This is a genomic window from Massilia sp. 9096 (assembly GCF_000745265.1).
Lineage (GTDB): Bacteria > Pseudomonadota > Gammaproteobacteria > Burkholderiales > Burkholderiaceae_D > Telluria.
The window spans coordinates 4,252,103-4,267,025 of sequence record NZ_JQNN01000001.1 but is presented as its reverse complement, the minus strand read 5'-3'; the positions used below and the strand labels follow the sequence as shown (position 1 = coordinate 4,267,025).

The 14,923-nt window shown below is 64.5% G+C and carries 15 protein-coding genes; 5 read left to right on the top strand and 10 right to left on the bottom strand.

The annotated features are described in order from the left end of the window. The first annotated feature begins 11 nt into the window (after positions 1 to 11). Both FA90_RS18440 and FA90_RS18435 read left to right on the top strand, forming a co-directional pair. Positions 12 to 737, top strand: a complete 726-nt coding sequence (locus FA90_RS18440) for an SDR family oxidoreductase (RefSeq protein ID WP_036176274.1) — start codon at positions 12 to 14, stop codon at positions 735 to 737. 19 nt (positions 738 to 756) lie between these two features. After that, positions 757 to 1,551: an SDR family NAD(P)-dependent oxidoreductase gene (locus FA90_RS18435; RefSeq protein WP_036171253.1), complete on the top strand. Its 795-nt coding sequence runs from the start codon at positions 757 to 759 to the stop codon at positions 1,549 to 1,551. Between the two features lie 3 nt (positions 1,552 to 1,554). Here the strand turns inward: FA90_RS18435 and FA90_RS18430 are convergent, their stop codons facing one another. After that, a complete protein-coding gene (locus tag FA90_RS18430; protein WP_036171250.1) occupies positions 1,555 to 2,094 on the bottom strand; it encodes a PaaI family thioesterase in 540 nt (179 codons plus the stop codon). A gap of 69 nt (positions 2,095 to 2,163) precedes the next feature. Beyond that, positions 2,164 to 3,072 (bottom strand): LysR family transcriptional regulator, encoded by a 909-nt coding sequence (locus FA90_RS18425; RefSeq protein WP_307171885.1) that lies wholly within the window; start codon positions 3,070 to 3,072, stop codon positions 2,164 to 2,166. A 128-nt stretch (positions 3,073 to 3,200) separates the two neighbouring features. Here FA90_RS18425 and FA90_RS18420 point away from each other — a divergent pair, with 128 nt between their 5' ends. Beyond that, complete coding sequence (locus tag FA90_RS18420) at positions 3,201 to 4,217, top strand: zinc-binding alcohol dehydrogenase family protein (RefSeq protein WP_036171246.1); 1,017 nt, start codon at positions 3,201 to 3,203, stop codon at positions 4,215 to 4,217. Positions 4,218 to 4,243: 26 nt separating this feature from the next. Here the strand turns inward: FA90_RS18420 and FA90_RS18415 are convergent, their stop codons facing one another. Continuing rightward, the gene (locus FA90_RS18415) at positions 4,244 to 4,933 is read right to left on the bottom strand and encodes a DJ-1/PfpI family protein (RefSeq protein WP_036171243.1); all 690 of its coding nucleotides are present in this window, start codon (positions 4,931 to 4,933) and stop codon (positions 4,244 to 4,246) included. A gap of 83 nt (positions 4,934 to 5,016) precedes the next feature. On the opposite strand from FA90_RS18415, the gene FA90_RS18410 reads away from it, so the two are divergent. Continuing rightward, positions 5,017 to 6,000, top strand: coding sequence for a GlxA family transcriptional regulator (locus tag FA90_RS18410; protein ID WP_036171240.1), 984 nt, complete (start codon positions 5,017 to 5,019; stop codon positions 5,998 to 6,000). Between the two features lie 116 nt (positions 6,001 to 6,116). Further along, entirely contained in the window at positions 6,117 to 7,154 is a 1,038-nt protein-coding gene (locus tag FA90_RS25160; RefSeq protein WP_197065326.1) for a DJ-1/PfpI family protein, read from the top strand. Between the two features lie 14 nt (positions 7,155 to 7,168). Here the strand turns inward: FA90_RS25160 and FA90_RS18400 are convergent, their stop codons facing one another. From FA90_RS18400 to FA90_RS18370, 7 genes are all read right to left on the bottom strand, one after another. After that, complete coding sequence (locus FA90_RS18400; RefSeq protein WP_239700815.1) at positions 7,169 to 7,747, bottom strand: GNAT family N-acetyltransferase; 579 nt, start codon at positions 7,745 to 7,747, stop codon at positions 7,169 to 7,171. An 11-nt stretch (positions 7,748 to 7,758) separates the two neighbouring features. Further along, a complete protein-coding gene (locus FA90_RS18395) occupies positions 7,759 to 8,886 on the bottom strand; it encodes an acyl-CoA dehydrogenase family protein (protein WP_036171237.1) in 1,128 nt (375 codons plus the stop codon). 141 nt (positions 8,887 to 9,027) lie between these two features. Continuing rightward, positions 9,028 to 9,696: an SDR family oxidoreductase gene (locus tag FA90_RS18390; protein WP_036171231.1), complete on the bottom strand. Its 669-nt coding sequence runs from the start codon at positions 9,694 to 9,696 to the stop codon at positions 9,028 to 9,030. A gap of 157 nt (positions 9,697 to 9,853) precedes the next feature. Further along, positions 9,854 to 11,053 (bottom strand): acetyl-CoA C-acyltransferase, encoded by a 1,200-nt coding sequence (locus FA90_RS18385; RefSeq protein ID WP_036171230.1) that lies wholly within the window; start codon positions 11,051 to 11,053, stop codon positions 9,854 to 9,856. After that, positions 11,046 to 12,881, bottom strand: coding sequence for a bifunctional isocitrate dehydrogenase kinase/phosphatase (aceK, locus tag FA90_RS18380; RefSeq protein WP_036171229.1), 1,836 nt, complete (start codon positions 12,879 to 12,881; stop codon positions 11,046 to 11,048). The genes FA90_RS18385 and aceK overlap by 8 nt, the downstream gene beginning before the upstream one ends. Positions 12,882 to 13,033: 152 nt before the next feature. Beyond that, the gene (locus FA90_RS18375) at positions 13,034 to 14,218 is read right to left on the bottom strand and encodes an isovaleryl-CoA dehydrogenase (RefSeq protein WP_036171226.1); all 1,185 of its coding nucleotides are present in this window, start codon (positions 14,216 to 14,218) and stop codon (positions 13,034 to 13,036) included. A 131-nt stretch (positions 14,219 to 14,349) separates the two neighbouring features. Next, positions 14,350 to 14,814 (bottom strand): MerR family DNA-binding transcriptional regulator, encoded by a 465-nt coding sequence (locus FA90_RS18370; protein WP_051971903.1) that lies wholly within the window; start codon positions 14,812 to 14,814, stop codon positions 14,350 to 14,352. Positions 14,815 to 14,923: the final 109 nt, after the last annotated feature.

Sequence of the window (14,923 nt, the reverse complement as noted above, 5' to 3'; positions counted from 1 at the left end):
AGGAAAACGACATGACCCGACTCGACAAGCAGGCCGTCCTCGTAGTGGGCGGCAGTTCCGGCATCGGCGCCGCCACCGCCCGACTGTTCGCACAGGAAGGCGCGCAGGTCACCATCGCCGCGCGCAGCCAGGAAAAGCTGGCCAAGGTCGCGGATGAGATCCGCCAGGCCACCGGCCGTGACGTGAGCACCGCCGTGCTCGACATCACCGACGACGCCGGCGTCGAACGCTACCTGGCCGGCGCCGGGCCGTTCGACCACGTGATGATCTCGGCCGCGCAGACCCCGACCGGCCCTGCGCGCCAGCTGCCGTTGGACGATGCACGCAAGGCCATGGACAGCAAGTTCTGGGGCGCCTACAAGGTCGCGCGCGCGGTGCGCATCAACCAGGGCGGCTCGCTGACTTTCGTGTCCGGCTACCTGGCCGTGCGCCCGAATAAGAATTCGGTGCTGCAAGGCGCGATCAACGCCGCGGTCGAGGCGCTCGGGCGCGGACTGGCGCTGGAATTGTCGCCGGTGCGCGTGAACACCGTCTCGCCCGGCACGATCCAGACGCCGCTGTGGGACCAGATGGATGCGGGCGCGCGTCAGGCCATGTTCGATGCCGCCGCTGCGAAGTTGCCGGCGCGCCGCATCGGCCAGCCGGAAGACGTGGCCCAGGCCGTGCTTTACCTGGCCACCAATGGCTACGCGACCGGCTCGACCGTGCTGGTCGACGGCGGCGGCACCATCGCCTAGTCAACGGGGGAGCGCGCACATGCACATCGATTTATCCGGCAAGACCGCCCTGGTCACCGCCTCGACCGCCGGTATCGGCCTGGCCACCGCCACCGGCCTCGCACGCGCGGGCGCGACGGTCGTCGTCAACGGGCGCAGCCAAGCCTCGGTCGACCGCGCCATCGCCGCGCTGCAGGCGGCCGTGCCGAATGCCCGGGTGCGCGGCGTGGCCGCCGATTTGTCCGATGCGGCCGGCGCCGCCGCCCTGACCTCGGCCGCGCCGGCGGCCGACATCCTGGTCAACAATGCCGGCATCTTCGGCCCGCAGTCGTTCTTCGACATCGACGACGCCACCTGGGAACGCTTTTACCAGGTCAACGTGATGGCCGGCGTGCGCTTGTCGCGCCATTACCTGAAGGGCATGTTGGAGAAAAACTGGGGCCGGGTGGTGTTCATCTCGTCCGAGTCGGCGCTGAACATTCCCGCCGACATGATCCACTACGGCATGACCAAGACCGCCGAGCTGGCGGTCTCGCGCGGGCTGGCCAAGCTGGCGGCCGGCAGCGGCGTCACCGTCAACAGCGTGCTGCCCGGACCGACGCTGTCCGAAGGCGTGCGCGACATGCTCAAGGACGTGGCCGCGCAGTCCGGCAAGTCGGTCGAAGACACCATGACCGAGTTCGTGCGCACCCAGCGCCCGAGCTCGATCCTGCGCCGTGCCGCGACGGTCGAGGAAGTGGCCAACATGATCGTCTACGTGTGCTCGCCGCAAGCCTCGGCGACCACCGGCGCGGCGTTGCGCGTCGATGGCGGGGTGGTGGACGATATTATTTGAAGGCTAGCGCGCCTCGAACACCAGGCAGGTGGTGGTCGCATGCGCGTACAGCTTGCCGTCGGCGTCGACGATCTTGCCTTCGGCGGTGGCCAGCTGGCGTCCGCAATGCAGCACCGTGCCGATCGCGCGCAGCGGGCCGCCGTCCAGGCGCGCGCCGCGCACCAGGTTCACGCTCAGCTCGGCCGTGGTGTAGCCCTGGCCGGGCGGCAGCATGGTCTGCACGGCGCAGCCGACCGCCGAGTCGAGCAGCGTCGCATACCAGCCGCCGTGCACCGTACCCATCGGATTGAGGTGCTTTTCCTGTGGCGTGCCCTGGAACACGGCGCGGCCCTTGTCGACTTCGACCAGGAAGAAATCGAGCGTCTCGGCGATCTGCGCATACGGAAAGCGGCCTTCCAGCAGCGCCTGCATGATCGCCAGGCCGTCCATCGAACGCGCCGCCTCGCGTGGCACCACGCCCGGGCGCCCGCCCGCCTGCGCCACGCGCGCGCGGATGTCGCGCATCTGCTGTTCCCATTGTTGGGCAATGGTGGTATCTGGCATGCGATCTCCTTCGATTGGGGTCACGATCGGGCATTATGCCCAGCTTTGGCTGGCTGCGCTGACGCGTGATCAGCTCGCCCCTAGCGCCTGCATCCGGCTGGATAAAAACTCGCGCAGCAAGCGCACCGCCGGCGACACCTGCTTGCGGTTCGCCAGCAGCATGTACAGCGGCGCGTTGACGCCTTCCCAGTCCGGGCACAGCAGGCGCAGGCGGCCGCTGGCCAAGTCGTCGTGCACGTCGATGCGCGAGCGGTAGCAGATGCCCAGGCCCGCCAGCGCCCAGCGCTTGACCACCTCGGAATCGTCGGCGACGCGGTCGCCGTGCACGGTCACCTCGACCTCGTCGTTTCCCTTGCGGAAGCGCCAGCGGTCGTTGATGGTTTCATCGAGCATGAAGCACAGGCAGTTGTGATCGTCGAGCTCGCGCGGAGAGGCCGGCACCCCGTGCCGCGCCAGGTAAGCGGGCGCCGCGCACAGCACGCGCCGGTTATCCTCCAGCAGCGGCAGCGCCACCATGCTGGAGTCGGGCGGTACGCCGAAGCGCAGCGCGATGTCGACCGGTTCCCGATAAATATTGGCCAGGCGGTCGGTCAGCTGCAGGCGCAGCTTGACGCCCGGATAGCGAGATTGAAATTCGTTCAGCCAGGGCAACACCACGTGGCGCCCGAGGTCGGACGGCATCGAAATCTGCAACTGGCCTTCGATGTCGTCCTGGCCGGCGCGCACTTCCTCTTCGGCTTCGCGCAGGCCGTCCAGTAGCGCCTTGGCGCGCCCGAGCAGGCGCTCGCCGGCCAGTGTCAGGCGCATGCTGCGCGTGCTGCGGATGAACAGCGGCGTGCCGAGGTCGGCTTCGAGCCGCTTCAGGCTGGCGCTGGCGACGGCCGGTGAGGTTTCCAGCAGGCGCGCCGCAGCCGACAGGCTGCCCTGCTCGGCGGTGGCGACGAAGGTTTCCAGGTCTTGCAGATTGCGGATCTTCACTGAGTGATCTTCACGGCAGGATTTTCAAACGTTTTTTGAAATTGATTTCGCGATTACCCAGTTTATCAAAAAGCCGGAGCTGGTCAGAATGCCATGCATCGACTTCAACCTTCACCGCAGGAGAAAGCATGAAAGCCATCGGATACCAGAACAACCTTCCCGCCGACGATCCGCAATCGCTGGTCGACATCACGCTGCCGGACCCGGTCGCGCAAGGCCGCGACCTGCTGGTCGAGGTGCAAGCCGTGTCCGTCAATCCGGTCGACACCAAGGTGCGCAAGAGCGCCAAGCCGGAAGCGGGCGCCTGGAAGGTGCTGGGCTGGGACGCGGCCGGTATCGTCAAGGCCGTCGGTCCGGACGTGACCCTGTTCAAGCCGGGCGACCGCGTCTGGTACGCCGGCTCGATCGCGCGTGCCGGCAGCAACAGCGAGCTGCACCTGGTCGACGAGCGCATCGTCGGCCGCATGCCGAGCTCGCTCGACTTCGGTCAGGCCGCTGCGCTGCCGCTGACCGGCCTGACCGCCTGGGAAATGCTGTTCGACCGCATGGAAGTGCCGACCGGCGCCGAAGGCAAGGGCAAGACCATCCTCGTGATCGGCGCCTCGGGTGGCGTCGGCTCGATCATGGTGCAGCTGCTGCGCCAGCTGACTCAGCTGACCATCATCGGCACCGCTTCGCGTCCGGAGACCCAGGACTGGGTGCGCGAGCTCGGCGCCCACCACGTCATCGACCACAGCAAGCCGCTGGCCGACGAGATCAAGAAGCTGGGCGTGCCGGCACCGGAATACGTCGCCAGCCTGACCCACAGCGATGCGCACTTCGACCAGGTGGTGGAAGCGATCGCGCCGCAGGGCAAGTACAGCCTGATCGACGACCCGGCCACGCCGATCGACATCATGAAGTTCAAGCGCAAGGCGATTTCGCTGCACTGGGAACTGATGTTCACGCGCGCGCTGTTCACGACCGACGACATGATCGAGCAGCACAACATCCTGAACAGCCTGGCCGACCTGGTCGACGCCGGCAAAATCCGCCACACGGCCAACGAGAACTACGGCGCCATCAACGCCGAGAACCTGCGCCGTGCGCATGCGATGATCGAGTCGCACAAGGCGCGCGGTAAGGTGGTGCTGGCGGGGTTCTGATCGGGCAGGCGACAGCGCTGTAGCGATTACAGCGCTGTCGCGGCGTGCGCCGACTCGATCTTCCGCCTCACCCTGGCGATCGTGTCGGCCTGCAGCGTCCGCAGGCGTGCCACCCGCTCCTGCCCCGCCGTCTCGGGCGAACCGCAATCGAATGGCGGTTGCGGGTCATATTCGAACGCCAGCTGCAACAGCTTTGCCACTTCGTCGCCGGCCAGTTCGGCGGCGAGAGCCAGGCCGAAATCGATCCCGGCCGTGACACCGCCGCCGGAAATCCGGTTGCGGTCGCGCACGATCCGCTGGTCCACACGCACCGCCCCAAAGAGCGGCAAGAGGTCGCGCCACATCCAGTGACAGGCCGAGCGGTAACCGCGCAGCAATCCTGCTGCACCCAACAGCAGCGCACCATTGCACACCGACGTGACGTATTTCGCATGCGCCCCCTGCCGCCGCAGGAAAGCGAGTGTGGCTTCATCGTCGAGCCGGTGTTCGATGCCGAATCCGCCGGGCACGCACAGGACGTCCAGTTGCGGGGCATCGGCGAAGGTGGTCGTCGGGTTGATGGTGAAGCCGACGTCGGTCGGCACCGGATCGAGCGACTTCCACAGCAAATGCACCTGTGCGCCAGGGACGCGCGCCAGCATTTGCGCGGGCCCGGTCAAATCCAGCTGCGTCACCTGAGGAAAAAGCAGAAAGCCGATGTGGAGCGCGTCATTCATGGCAGGTCCGTGGAAAGAGGGTAATGCCATTTTAGGAACACTCACCATTGGCAGCAAAGCCAAGTTCTGGTTAAATCCTGCCAATGAAAACAATTCGGCATGTCGCCCTACTGGTCTTCGACGGGATTCAGGTACTCGATGTCACGGGGCCGGCTGCGGTCTTTGCGGCTGCCAACGATGCGTTTGGCAAGCCGTTTTATCAAGTCCATATCCTGTCCGCCCAAGGCGGCCTCGTGACCAGCAATAGCGCAATCGTGCTGGATACCGCTCCGCTGGCGAGCCTTGCGCCTGAGGCGGCCGATACGGTCCTCATCGTGGGTGGCGACAGCATCGGTTTGAAGGCGGTAGCGCAGGACGAGACGGTACGGGACTGGCTGGTGCAGGCGAGCGCCGGGGCGCGCCGCTACGGCTCCGTTTGCACCGGGGCCCTGGTCCTGGCCGCGTTTGGACTGGTGCGGGGAAAACGCGTGACCACCCACTGGGAAGCGACATCGATCCTGAGCCGCAGTCATCCCGAGCTGCAGGTGGACGCCAATGCGCTTTACGTCGAAGACGGGCGGGTATGGACCTCGGCCGGGGTCACGACCGGCATCGACATGTGCCTGGCGCTGGTCGCGCGCGACCTCGGGGACGCGGTGGCGAACGCCATCGCCAAGCGCCTGGTGCTGTATGCGCGGCGCCCCGGCTACCAGACGCAGTTCAGTCCCGTGCTGGCGGCCCAGGCCAAGGTGGAGTCGTCGTTTTCGACCTTGCTTGACTGGATGGTCGCGCATATCGGCGAGCGTCTGGACGTGACGTGCCTCGCCGAGCGTGCGGCCATGTCGCCCCGCAATTTTCATCGCCGCTTCACGGAAGCGGTTGGCGAAACGCCAGCCCGTTTCGTCGAGACATTACGGCTCGACCATGCCCGTCATCTCTTGGCAACGGCCGCGTCGTTGAAAGAGATCGCGGCAAAAATCGGTTTTGCGAATCAGGTGCAATTTTCCAAGGCATTCGTGCGTCGCTTCGGCGTCAGCCCAGGCTTATTTCGCGAAATGCACCATAGCGCCTCGCCCGGCCAGGAATGACTGGACGATGTCGCCGATGCGGCATCGGGCTTGGCAGAAATCGCCCGTCGAATGTCATTGTGACCCATAGGAAGCGGCCTTTACGATGAACCGCTCGATTAACCATGGAGAGTCACGTGCGCTCATACCGCTGTCTTTTGCCGTTCATTCTTTTTCTCGCAATCTTCTCCAGCAATATGTCGCTCGCCGAGACCGTCGCTAAGGTGCCGCACAAGAAAGTCGCGATATTGTTGTTCGATGGTGCTGACATCATCGATTTCAGCGGCCCATACGATGTCTTCGTGAGCGCGGAAATGGACGTATTCACCGTCAGTGCCGAAGGAAAGCCGATCACGACGACAGGCGGCATGAAAGTCGTGCCGGACTACAGCTATGCGACGGCACCCGATGCGGATGCCGTACTGATCCCCGGAGGCGATACGCACAAGGTGCAGGACGATGTTGCGACACTGTCCTGGATCAGACAGCGACGCGAGCGCGGCAATTATTTGATGTCGGTGTGTAATGGTGCTTTTACGCTCGCGAATACCGGCTTGTTGAAGGGAATGCGTGTCACGACCACCGCTGGCAATATTGATGCGCTGCGTAGCCGGCATCCCGATCTGAATGTGGTAGCGGATGCGCGTGTCGTGGACAATGGCCCGATCATCACGACGGGTGGCCTGTCAGCGGGAATCGACGGCGCCTTGCATCTCGTCTCGCGATTGAAAGGGATGGGTAATGCGCAACGGGTCGCCCAGGTAATGGAATATAACTGGGTGCCTGAAGGCGGTTTTCTCCCTGCGCAGAATGCTTTTCACGTCATGCATCAGACCATCGACGACGACGATCTGGCCGGGTTCGGGCATCTCGACAAGCTGTTCAGTACCAGCGGCGACGCGCGCCACTGGAGCTACGTCTGGTATGTACGCTCCGACCTCGAGAGCAGTGAACTGGCCAATCGCATCGATCAGGTATTGGCGGGGGAACGCAAAAAGATGAACATGAATCCGCCTTATGCCGCTTCTTCCCGTCACCAGTGGACATTTGCGGATACCGAGGGCCGTTTCTGGACCGAGCAGCTTGACGTTCATGCCACACCCCACGATCAGCATCTGCATGCAGTCAAGCTCAGCGTCGTTCGTATCGATGCCGGCGCAGGGCCGAACGGGTGATATCGGCAGGTGCTCTAACGCAACCGGTAGCTCATGTAGCTGAGGTCGTGACTCACCCCATCGATCTGCAGCATGTCCGCAATGCGCGCCAGCGTCGTAAAGCCGCTGCGCGCGTACAGCGTCACGGCGGGCAGGTTATCTGACAGCACTTCCAGGTCGATCCAGGCCAGTTCGGTCTCCGCACGCGCCCACGCGAGCGCGTGCGCGAGCAGCTGCCGGCCCAGCCCACGCCTGCGCCAGGCGCGGTGCACGCCCATGCCGAGCATGGCGCGATGCGTGGCCGCCGGCTCCGGGCGGCTGCGCAGGTCGATGTGGCCGGCGATGTTGCCGGTCGGCCCGAGCGCCAGCCACAGACGCCGCCAGCCCGGCTGGCCGACCGGGATCTCGATGCCCTTGATGAAACCGATGCGCAAGCCGGCCGGCAGGCGCGGCTGCTCACGCCCGATCGGCTGGAACAGCGGCGTGCCGCCGGCGCCGTTGTCGCGCAGGTGGTCGTCGAGGTAGGAGAAGAAGGGCGCCAGGTCGGCCTCGAGAGCCGGGCGGATCGTCGACTTCGGCGCCTGCTGCGTCACCGGATTCATCACGGCATTCATCGCATCACTCACTAGAGCGCCCGCGCGATCAGGATCTTCTGGATGTCGCTGGTGCCTTCGTAGATCTGGCAGACGCGCACGTCGCGGTAGATGCGTTCGATCGGGAAGTCGGACACGTAGCCGTAGCCGCCGAATACCTGCATCGCGCTCGACACCACGCGCTCGGCCATCTCGGAGGCGAACAGCTTGGCCATCGCCGCTTCCTTCAGGCAGGGTAATCCCGCATCCTTCATCGAGGCCGCATGCAGGATCAGCTGGCGCGCGGCCTCGATCTGCATCGCCATCTCGGCCAGGCGGAACTGCACGGCCTGGTGGTCGAAAATCGGCGCACCGAAGCTGGTCCGCTCCTTCGAGTACGCCAGTGCCGCCTCGAACGCGGCGCGGGCCATGCCGACCGATTGCGAGGCGATGCCGATGCGTCCGCCCTCCAGTCCGGACAGCGCGATCTTGTAGCCTTGTCCTTCTTCGCCGATCAGATTCTCGGCCGGCATGCGGCAATTGTCGAACACGATCTGCGCAGTGTCCGACGAATGCTGGCCCATCTTGTCTTCAATGCCGGCGACGATGTAGCCGGGCGTATCGACCGGCACCCAGAACGCACTGATGCCTTTCTTGCCGGCCGTTTTATCCGTGACCGCCATGACGATGGCGACGTCGCCGTTCTTGCCGCTGGTGATGAACTGCTTGGAACCGTTGAGCACGTAATGATCGCCATCGCGGGTGGCGGTGGTGCGCAGCGCCGCGGCATCGCTGCCGGTGTGCGGCTCGGTGAGGGCGAACGCGCCCAGCATCTCGCCCTGGGCCAGCGGACGCAGCCATTTTTCCTTCTGCGCCGCGTTGGCGTAGCTCATGCCGATCGAGCACACGGGGCAATTGTTGACCGAGATGATGGTGGACACGCCACCGTCGCCGGCCGCGATCTCTTCCAGCACCAGCGCCAGCGCCACGTAGTCGAGGCCGGCCCCACCGTATTCCTCGGGCACCGCGACGCCAAAGGCGCCCAGCTGCGCCAGCTCCTTCAGTTCGTCCTGCGGAAAATGGTGCTCTCGGTCCCAGCGCGCGGCGTTGGGGGCCAGACGCTCCTGCGCAAAGTTGCGCAGGGCGTCGCGGATCATCTGGTGTTCTTCGGTCAATATCATCGTGTCTCGGTCGGACCTTCCAAAACCTATTGCGCGTTGCATTTTCGTCGGGGTCGCCGAGGCCGGCGATGCTCCGACAAACTGCTGCCGCTCGCTACGGTTCTGGAAGGTCCTTTATATTGTTGGATTATTGAAAAGGGATTACCAGGGGATGTTCGCCCCGTCGTAATTCAGGAATGCGCCGTTCTGCGCATGCGTGGCCTTGGCCAGCGTGGCGCGCAAGGCGCTGACGCTTTGCTGCACGGTGAGCGTGGCGCCGGCGCCGCCCATGTCGGTTTGCACCCAGCCCGGGTGGAACGTCAGGCAGGTGGCGCCTTGCGGACCGTAGGTCAGCGCGGCATCGGCCAGCACGGAATTGAGCGCCGCCTTGCTGGCGCGGTACAGCGAGCCCTGCGTATTGTCGCGCTCGCCGATCGAGCCCATGCGCGACGAGATCACGGCGACCTTGCCGCGCGTGGGCGCCACCAGCGGCGCGACGATCGGCAGCAGGCGCATCGCGGCCAGCACGTTGGTGTGCATGACCTGGTCGAACTCCTGCTCGGTCGGAAAGCCCGTGTGGTCCGGACCGTAGACGCCGGCAACGATCCAGGCGGCATCGATCTTCTCGTCGTCGAGTTTCCAGCCGAGGCCGCCGATCGACTCGGCGTTGGTGACGTCGACCGGGTGTGCTTCGGCGCCGAGCTGGCGCAGCGCATCGCAATCTTCGGACTTGCGCGCGGTGGCGATCACGCGCCAGCCGTCGGCGCGGTATTGACGGACCAGTTCGTTACCGATGCCGCGCGAAGCGCCGACAATCAGAGCAGTAGGCATGTGAATCTCCTGAAAGGGGGCCTCGTAAACCGACTGCACGTTGCAGCTTCGGTCTGCGATGCTCGCTACGGTTTTCGAGGCCCCGATAAGCTAACTAAATTGAACGGAATCCTTTAGCCTAACGCGAAATCTGCCTTCACGTCGGACGGGCCGCGGATCAGACCATTTCGACCGCCAGCGCCGTCGCTTCGCCGCCGCCGATGCACAGCGAGGCCACGCCGCGCTTGCCGCCGGTCTTTTTCAGCGCACCGAGCAAGGTCACGACGATGCGCGCGCCCGAGGCGCCGATCGGGTGGCCGAGCGCGCAGGCGCCGCCGTGGATGTTGACCTTGCTGTGCGGGATGTCGAGCTCGTGCATGGCTGCCATCGGCACGGTCGCGAAGGCTTCGTTGATCTCGAACAGGTCGACGTCTTTCGGGGTCCAGCCGGTCTTCTTGAACAGCTTTTGCAGCGAGCCGATCGGCGCGGTGGTGAACTGGTCCGGCGCCTGCGCGTGCGTGGTGTGGGCGACGATGCGCGCGATCGGAGTGAGGCCCAGTTCCCTGGCGGTCGACTCGCGCATCATGACCAGCGCGGCGGCGCCGTCATTGATCGACGAGGAAGACGCCGCGGTGATGGTGCCGTCCTTTTTGAAGGCCGGGCGCAGCGTCGGGATCTTGTCGGTCTTGGCCTTGACCGGGCCTTCGTCCTTTTCGATGATGGTTTCGCCCAGGCGGTTGGCGACCGCGACCGGCGCGATCTCCCACTTGAAATCGCCGCCTTCGGTGGCGTCCTGGGCGCGCTTGACCGATTCGATCGCGTAGGCATCCTGCTGCTCGCGGGTGAACTGGTACTTGCTGACGCACTCCTCGGCGAAGGTGCCCATCGAGCGGCCCTCGCCGGTCTTTTCGTTACGCGAATAGGCGTCTTCGAGGCCGTCGAGCATCATGTGGTCGAACATCGGCGCGTGGCCGATGCGGTAGCCGCCGCGCGCCTTCGGGATCAGGTAGGGCGCATTGGTCATCGATTCCATGCCGCCGGCCACGACCACGTCGGCGCTGCCGGCTTTCAGGACGTCGTGCGCGAAGATCGCCGCCTGCATCGCCGAGCCGCACATCTTGGACAGCGTGACGGCGCCGGTCGAAACCGGCAAGCCGGCCTTGATCAGGGCCTGGCGCGCCGGGGCCTGGCCCTGGCCGGCCATCAGGCAATTACCGAAGTAGACGTGCTCGACCAGGCTGGGGTCGACGCCGGCGCGCTCGACCGCGGCCTTGATCGCGACGGCGCCCAGGTCACTGGCGGACTTCGAGGAAAAATCGCCCTGGAAGGCGCCCATCGGAGTGCGGGCGGCGCCGACGATAACGACTGGATCATTCATTGTGCAAGGTCTCCAAGTAATAAGAAGGCGATGAAGTCGCCGGAATAGTGCGGTTCTGCCGGCAGAACCGGATGTGCTGCGGATACGGGAACACGTCTTCGACCTCGCCGGCCAAGATGCGCTCCTTGTGCGTTTGCCACCAGACGCGCGTCAATAGTGCGGCGTGGTGTCGCATGAAGAGTTCGCGTATCTTCGGGTTCGCGAGCAGGAAGCGGTCGAACTGTTCGGGAAACACGTCGTGGCGTCCGATCGGGTACCACGGTTCGGCGGCCATCTCGTCTTCCTCGTTGCGGGGTGGCGGGATGTCGCGGAAGTTGCAATCGCTGAGGTACTCGATCTCGTCGTAGTCGTAGAACACGACACGACCGTGGCGGGTTACGCCAAAGTTCTTGTACAACATATCGCCCGGAAAAATATTCGCGGCGACCAGGTCGCGGATCGCGTTGCCGTACTCGAGCATGCCATGCGCGAGCAGGGCGTCGTCGCCGGCGCGGTCGGCATCGTGCAGGAACAGGTTCAGCGGCGTCATGCGCCGTTCGATGTACACGTGCTTGATGACGAGGCGGTCGCCCTCGACGGCGAGCAGCGACGGCGCATCGCGTTTCAGTTCGTCGAGGAGGGCTTCGGAAAAACGCGCCAGCGGAAACGCCACGTCCGAGTATTCGAGCGTATCGGCCATGCGGCCGACGCGGTCGTGGTATTTCACGAGCAGGTATTTTTCCTCGACCTGGGCGCGCGTGGTTTCCTTCGGCGGCGGATACCAATCCTTGATCACCTTGAACACGTAAGGAAAGGAGGGCAGCTCGAACACCAGCATGACCAGGCCGCGGATGCCGGGCGCGATGCGAAAGTCGTCGGAACTGTGCTTCAGGTGCTGCAAAAAATCGCGGTAAAACAGCGTCTTGCCCTGTTTTTGCAGGCCGAGCACGGTATAGATCTCGCTTCTCGGCTTGTGCGGCATGAGGTTGCACAGGAACTGCACGTAAGCCGACGGCACTTCCATGTCGACCATGAAGTAGGCGCGCGTGAACGAGAACAGAATCGTTACCTGCTCCTGGTCGGTCAGCACGGTGTCCAGCACCAGCCGGCCATGCGATTCATCAGTGCCGTAAAGGATCGGGATGACGAACGGATATTCGCGCGCGCCATTGATTGCGCGGCCGACGATGTAAGCGCCCTTGTTGCGGAAGAACAGGCTCGAGAGCACTTGCAGCTGCAGGTTCGGTTCCGGCTTGTCCAGGCCGAAGCATTCGACCATGCGCGCTTCGACCAGCGCCACGTCGCGCTCCAGATCGGCAAACGGCGGCGCCAGCTGAAAATTGGTGACGATGCGGCGCAGCGCCACGCGCAAGCCATCGACGCCCGGGTAGTAGACGCGGTAGGTCGGCGCCGGCTCGTCGGTCTCGATGTATTCGGTCGAGACGGCCGGGCGCACGAAAATAAAATCGTTGCGGTAATAGCTGCGGTGCAGGATGTGGCAGCTGACCGAATTGAAAAAACTTTCGGCCAGCTCGGGGCGCTTGTGGTGGGTCAGCAGGCCAATGTAGTGCAGCTTGACCTCGCGCCAGGTGGCGTCGTTCAGGTCGGCGGGCGCGTACGCCTGTTCCAGCGCTTGCACGCATTCCTGCACGCGTGTGTCGTAAAAGCCGATGCGTTCGCGCGCGGCTTGCTGGGCCGTGTGCCAATCGCCGCGCTCGAAATGCGTCCGCGCCATCTGGCTGGCATGGCGGAACAGCGCATAGTGGCGATCGAAGCCATCCAGGATGGTGCGCGCGATGTCGAAGGCGATCCGGGACGATAGCAGTTTGGGAAAGCTGGCCTGGGTCATCGGTCGTTTGCGCTCCGTCATGGTTAGCGCCGATCGTCGTCCCGGCACGCACCAGGACGACGTTCGAGCTGCGGACTGGGACGGCCATATGTTGGCTCTTTTTCCAGCCCGTGTCTCCTCCCGCTCTCCGCGTGAAGTTCTTACTAGAGCGCTTATGCCGTCTCGCCGAACAGCTCGCGACCGATCAGCATGCGGCGGATTTCGCTGGTGCCGGCGCCGATTTCATACAGCTTGGCGTCGCGCCACAGGCGGCCGGTCGGGTTTTCGTTGATGTAGCCGTTGCCGCCCAGGGTCTGGATCGCTTCGCCCGCCATCCAGGTCGCCTTTTCGGCGCTGTACAGGATGGCGCCGGCGGCATCCTTGCGCAAGGCGCGCACCGCTTCCGGCGTCTTGGCGCGGTCGCAGGCCTGGCCGACCGCGTACACGTATGCGCGCGAGGCCATCATGGTCGAGTACATATCGGCGATCTTGCCCTGCATCAGCTGGAATTCACCGATCGCCTGGCCGAACTGCTTGCGCTCGTGGATGTAGGGCACCACCACGTCCATGCAGGCCGCCATGATGCCCAGCGGCCCGCCGGACAGCACGGTACGCTCGAAGTCCAGGCCCGACATCAGCACGTTGACACCCTTGCCGACGCCGCCCAGCACGTTCTCGGCCGGCACTTCGCAATCCTCGAACACCAGCTCGCCGGTGTGCGAACCGCGCATGCCCAGCTTGTTGAGCTTTTGCGCCACCGAAAAGCCCTTGTAGCCCTTTTCGACCAGGAAGGCGGTCATGCCGCGCGCGCCGGCATTGACGTCGGTCTTGGCGTAGACGACCAGGGTGTCGGCATCCGGACCGTTGGTAATCCACATCTTGGTGCCGTTGAGCACGTAGCGGTCGCCCTTCAGCTCGGCGCGCAGCTTCATGCTGACCACATCGGAGCCGGCGTTCGGTTCGGACATCGCCAGCGCGCCGACGTGTTCACCCGAGATGAGCTTGGGCAGGTATTTCTGTTTTTGTTCCGCGGTACCGTTGCGCTTGATCTGGTTGACGCACAGGTTCGAGTGCGCGCCATAGGACAAGCCGACCGAAGCCGAGGCGCGCGAGATCTCTTCCATCGCGACGATGTGGGCCAGGTAGCCCATGTCGCTGCCGCCGTATTCCTCGCTGACGGTCACGCCGAGCAAGCCCAGCTCGCCCATCTTCTTCCACAGGTCCATCGGGAACTGGTCGGTGCGGTCGATTTCCGCCGCGCGCGGCGCGATTTCGCTGGCCGCAAATTGTTGGACCGCTTCGCGCAGCGCGGCGATGTCGTCGCCGTGATCAAAGCTCAAGCCAGGCAGATGCAGCATGTCGTCCTCGTTCTCGTGTTGGTGTTGTGCTGAATAGATGCATGATAGCGCGGAGTGACGTTAACGTAAACGTCAAGTCGTACGCGGCTTGCGCGTATCGATCGAACCCAGCCCGGGCCTGCGAAACCGGGTCAGGCGGCGTCGCGCTCGGCCGCCAGCCCGCCGTTGCCAGCGGCATCGCCAGCGCCGTCAGCGGGAACACCGCCAGGCATTCCGGCCTCGGCCAGCAAGCGGCGGCATTCGTCTTCGTGCACGGCGATCTCGCCCAGCGACATCTCGATGTCGGCGCGCTGCTGCTCGAGGGTTTCCTTCTGGTGGGCCAGCACGGCCAGGAAGCGGTCGATCTGGGCCACGGTGTCCTTCGGCGTTTCGTACATGTCGATGATGCTCTTGATCTCCGACAGTGTCAGGCCGAGCCGCTTGCCGCGCAGCGTCAGTTTCAGGCGCGTGCGGTCGCGCGGCGTGTAGACCCGGTTGCGTCCGCCCTGGCCCTCGCGCATCGGGCTGAGCAAGCCCTGGTCTTCGTAGAAACGGATGGCGCGGGCGGTGATGTCGAATTCGCGCGCCAGTTCGGCAATGGTGTAGGTGGTGGCCATGGTGCTTATGCTCGGTCAAAAAGTGGCAACGTCGAGAATGGCTTAGAATCGTACTCTGCGTGTTTTCCGTTTACGTCAACGTTAACGTCAACGTCCGCGCATTGTAGCG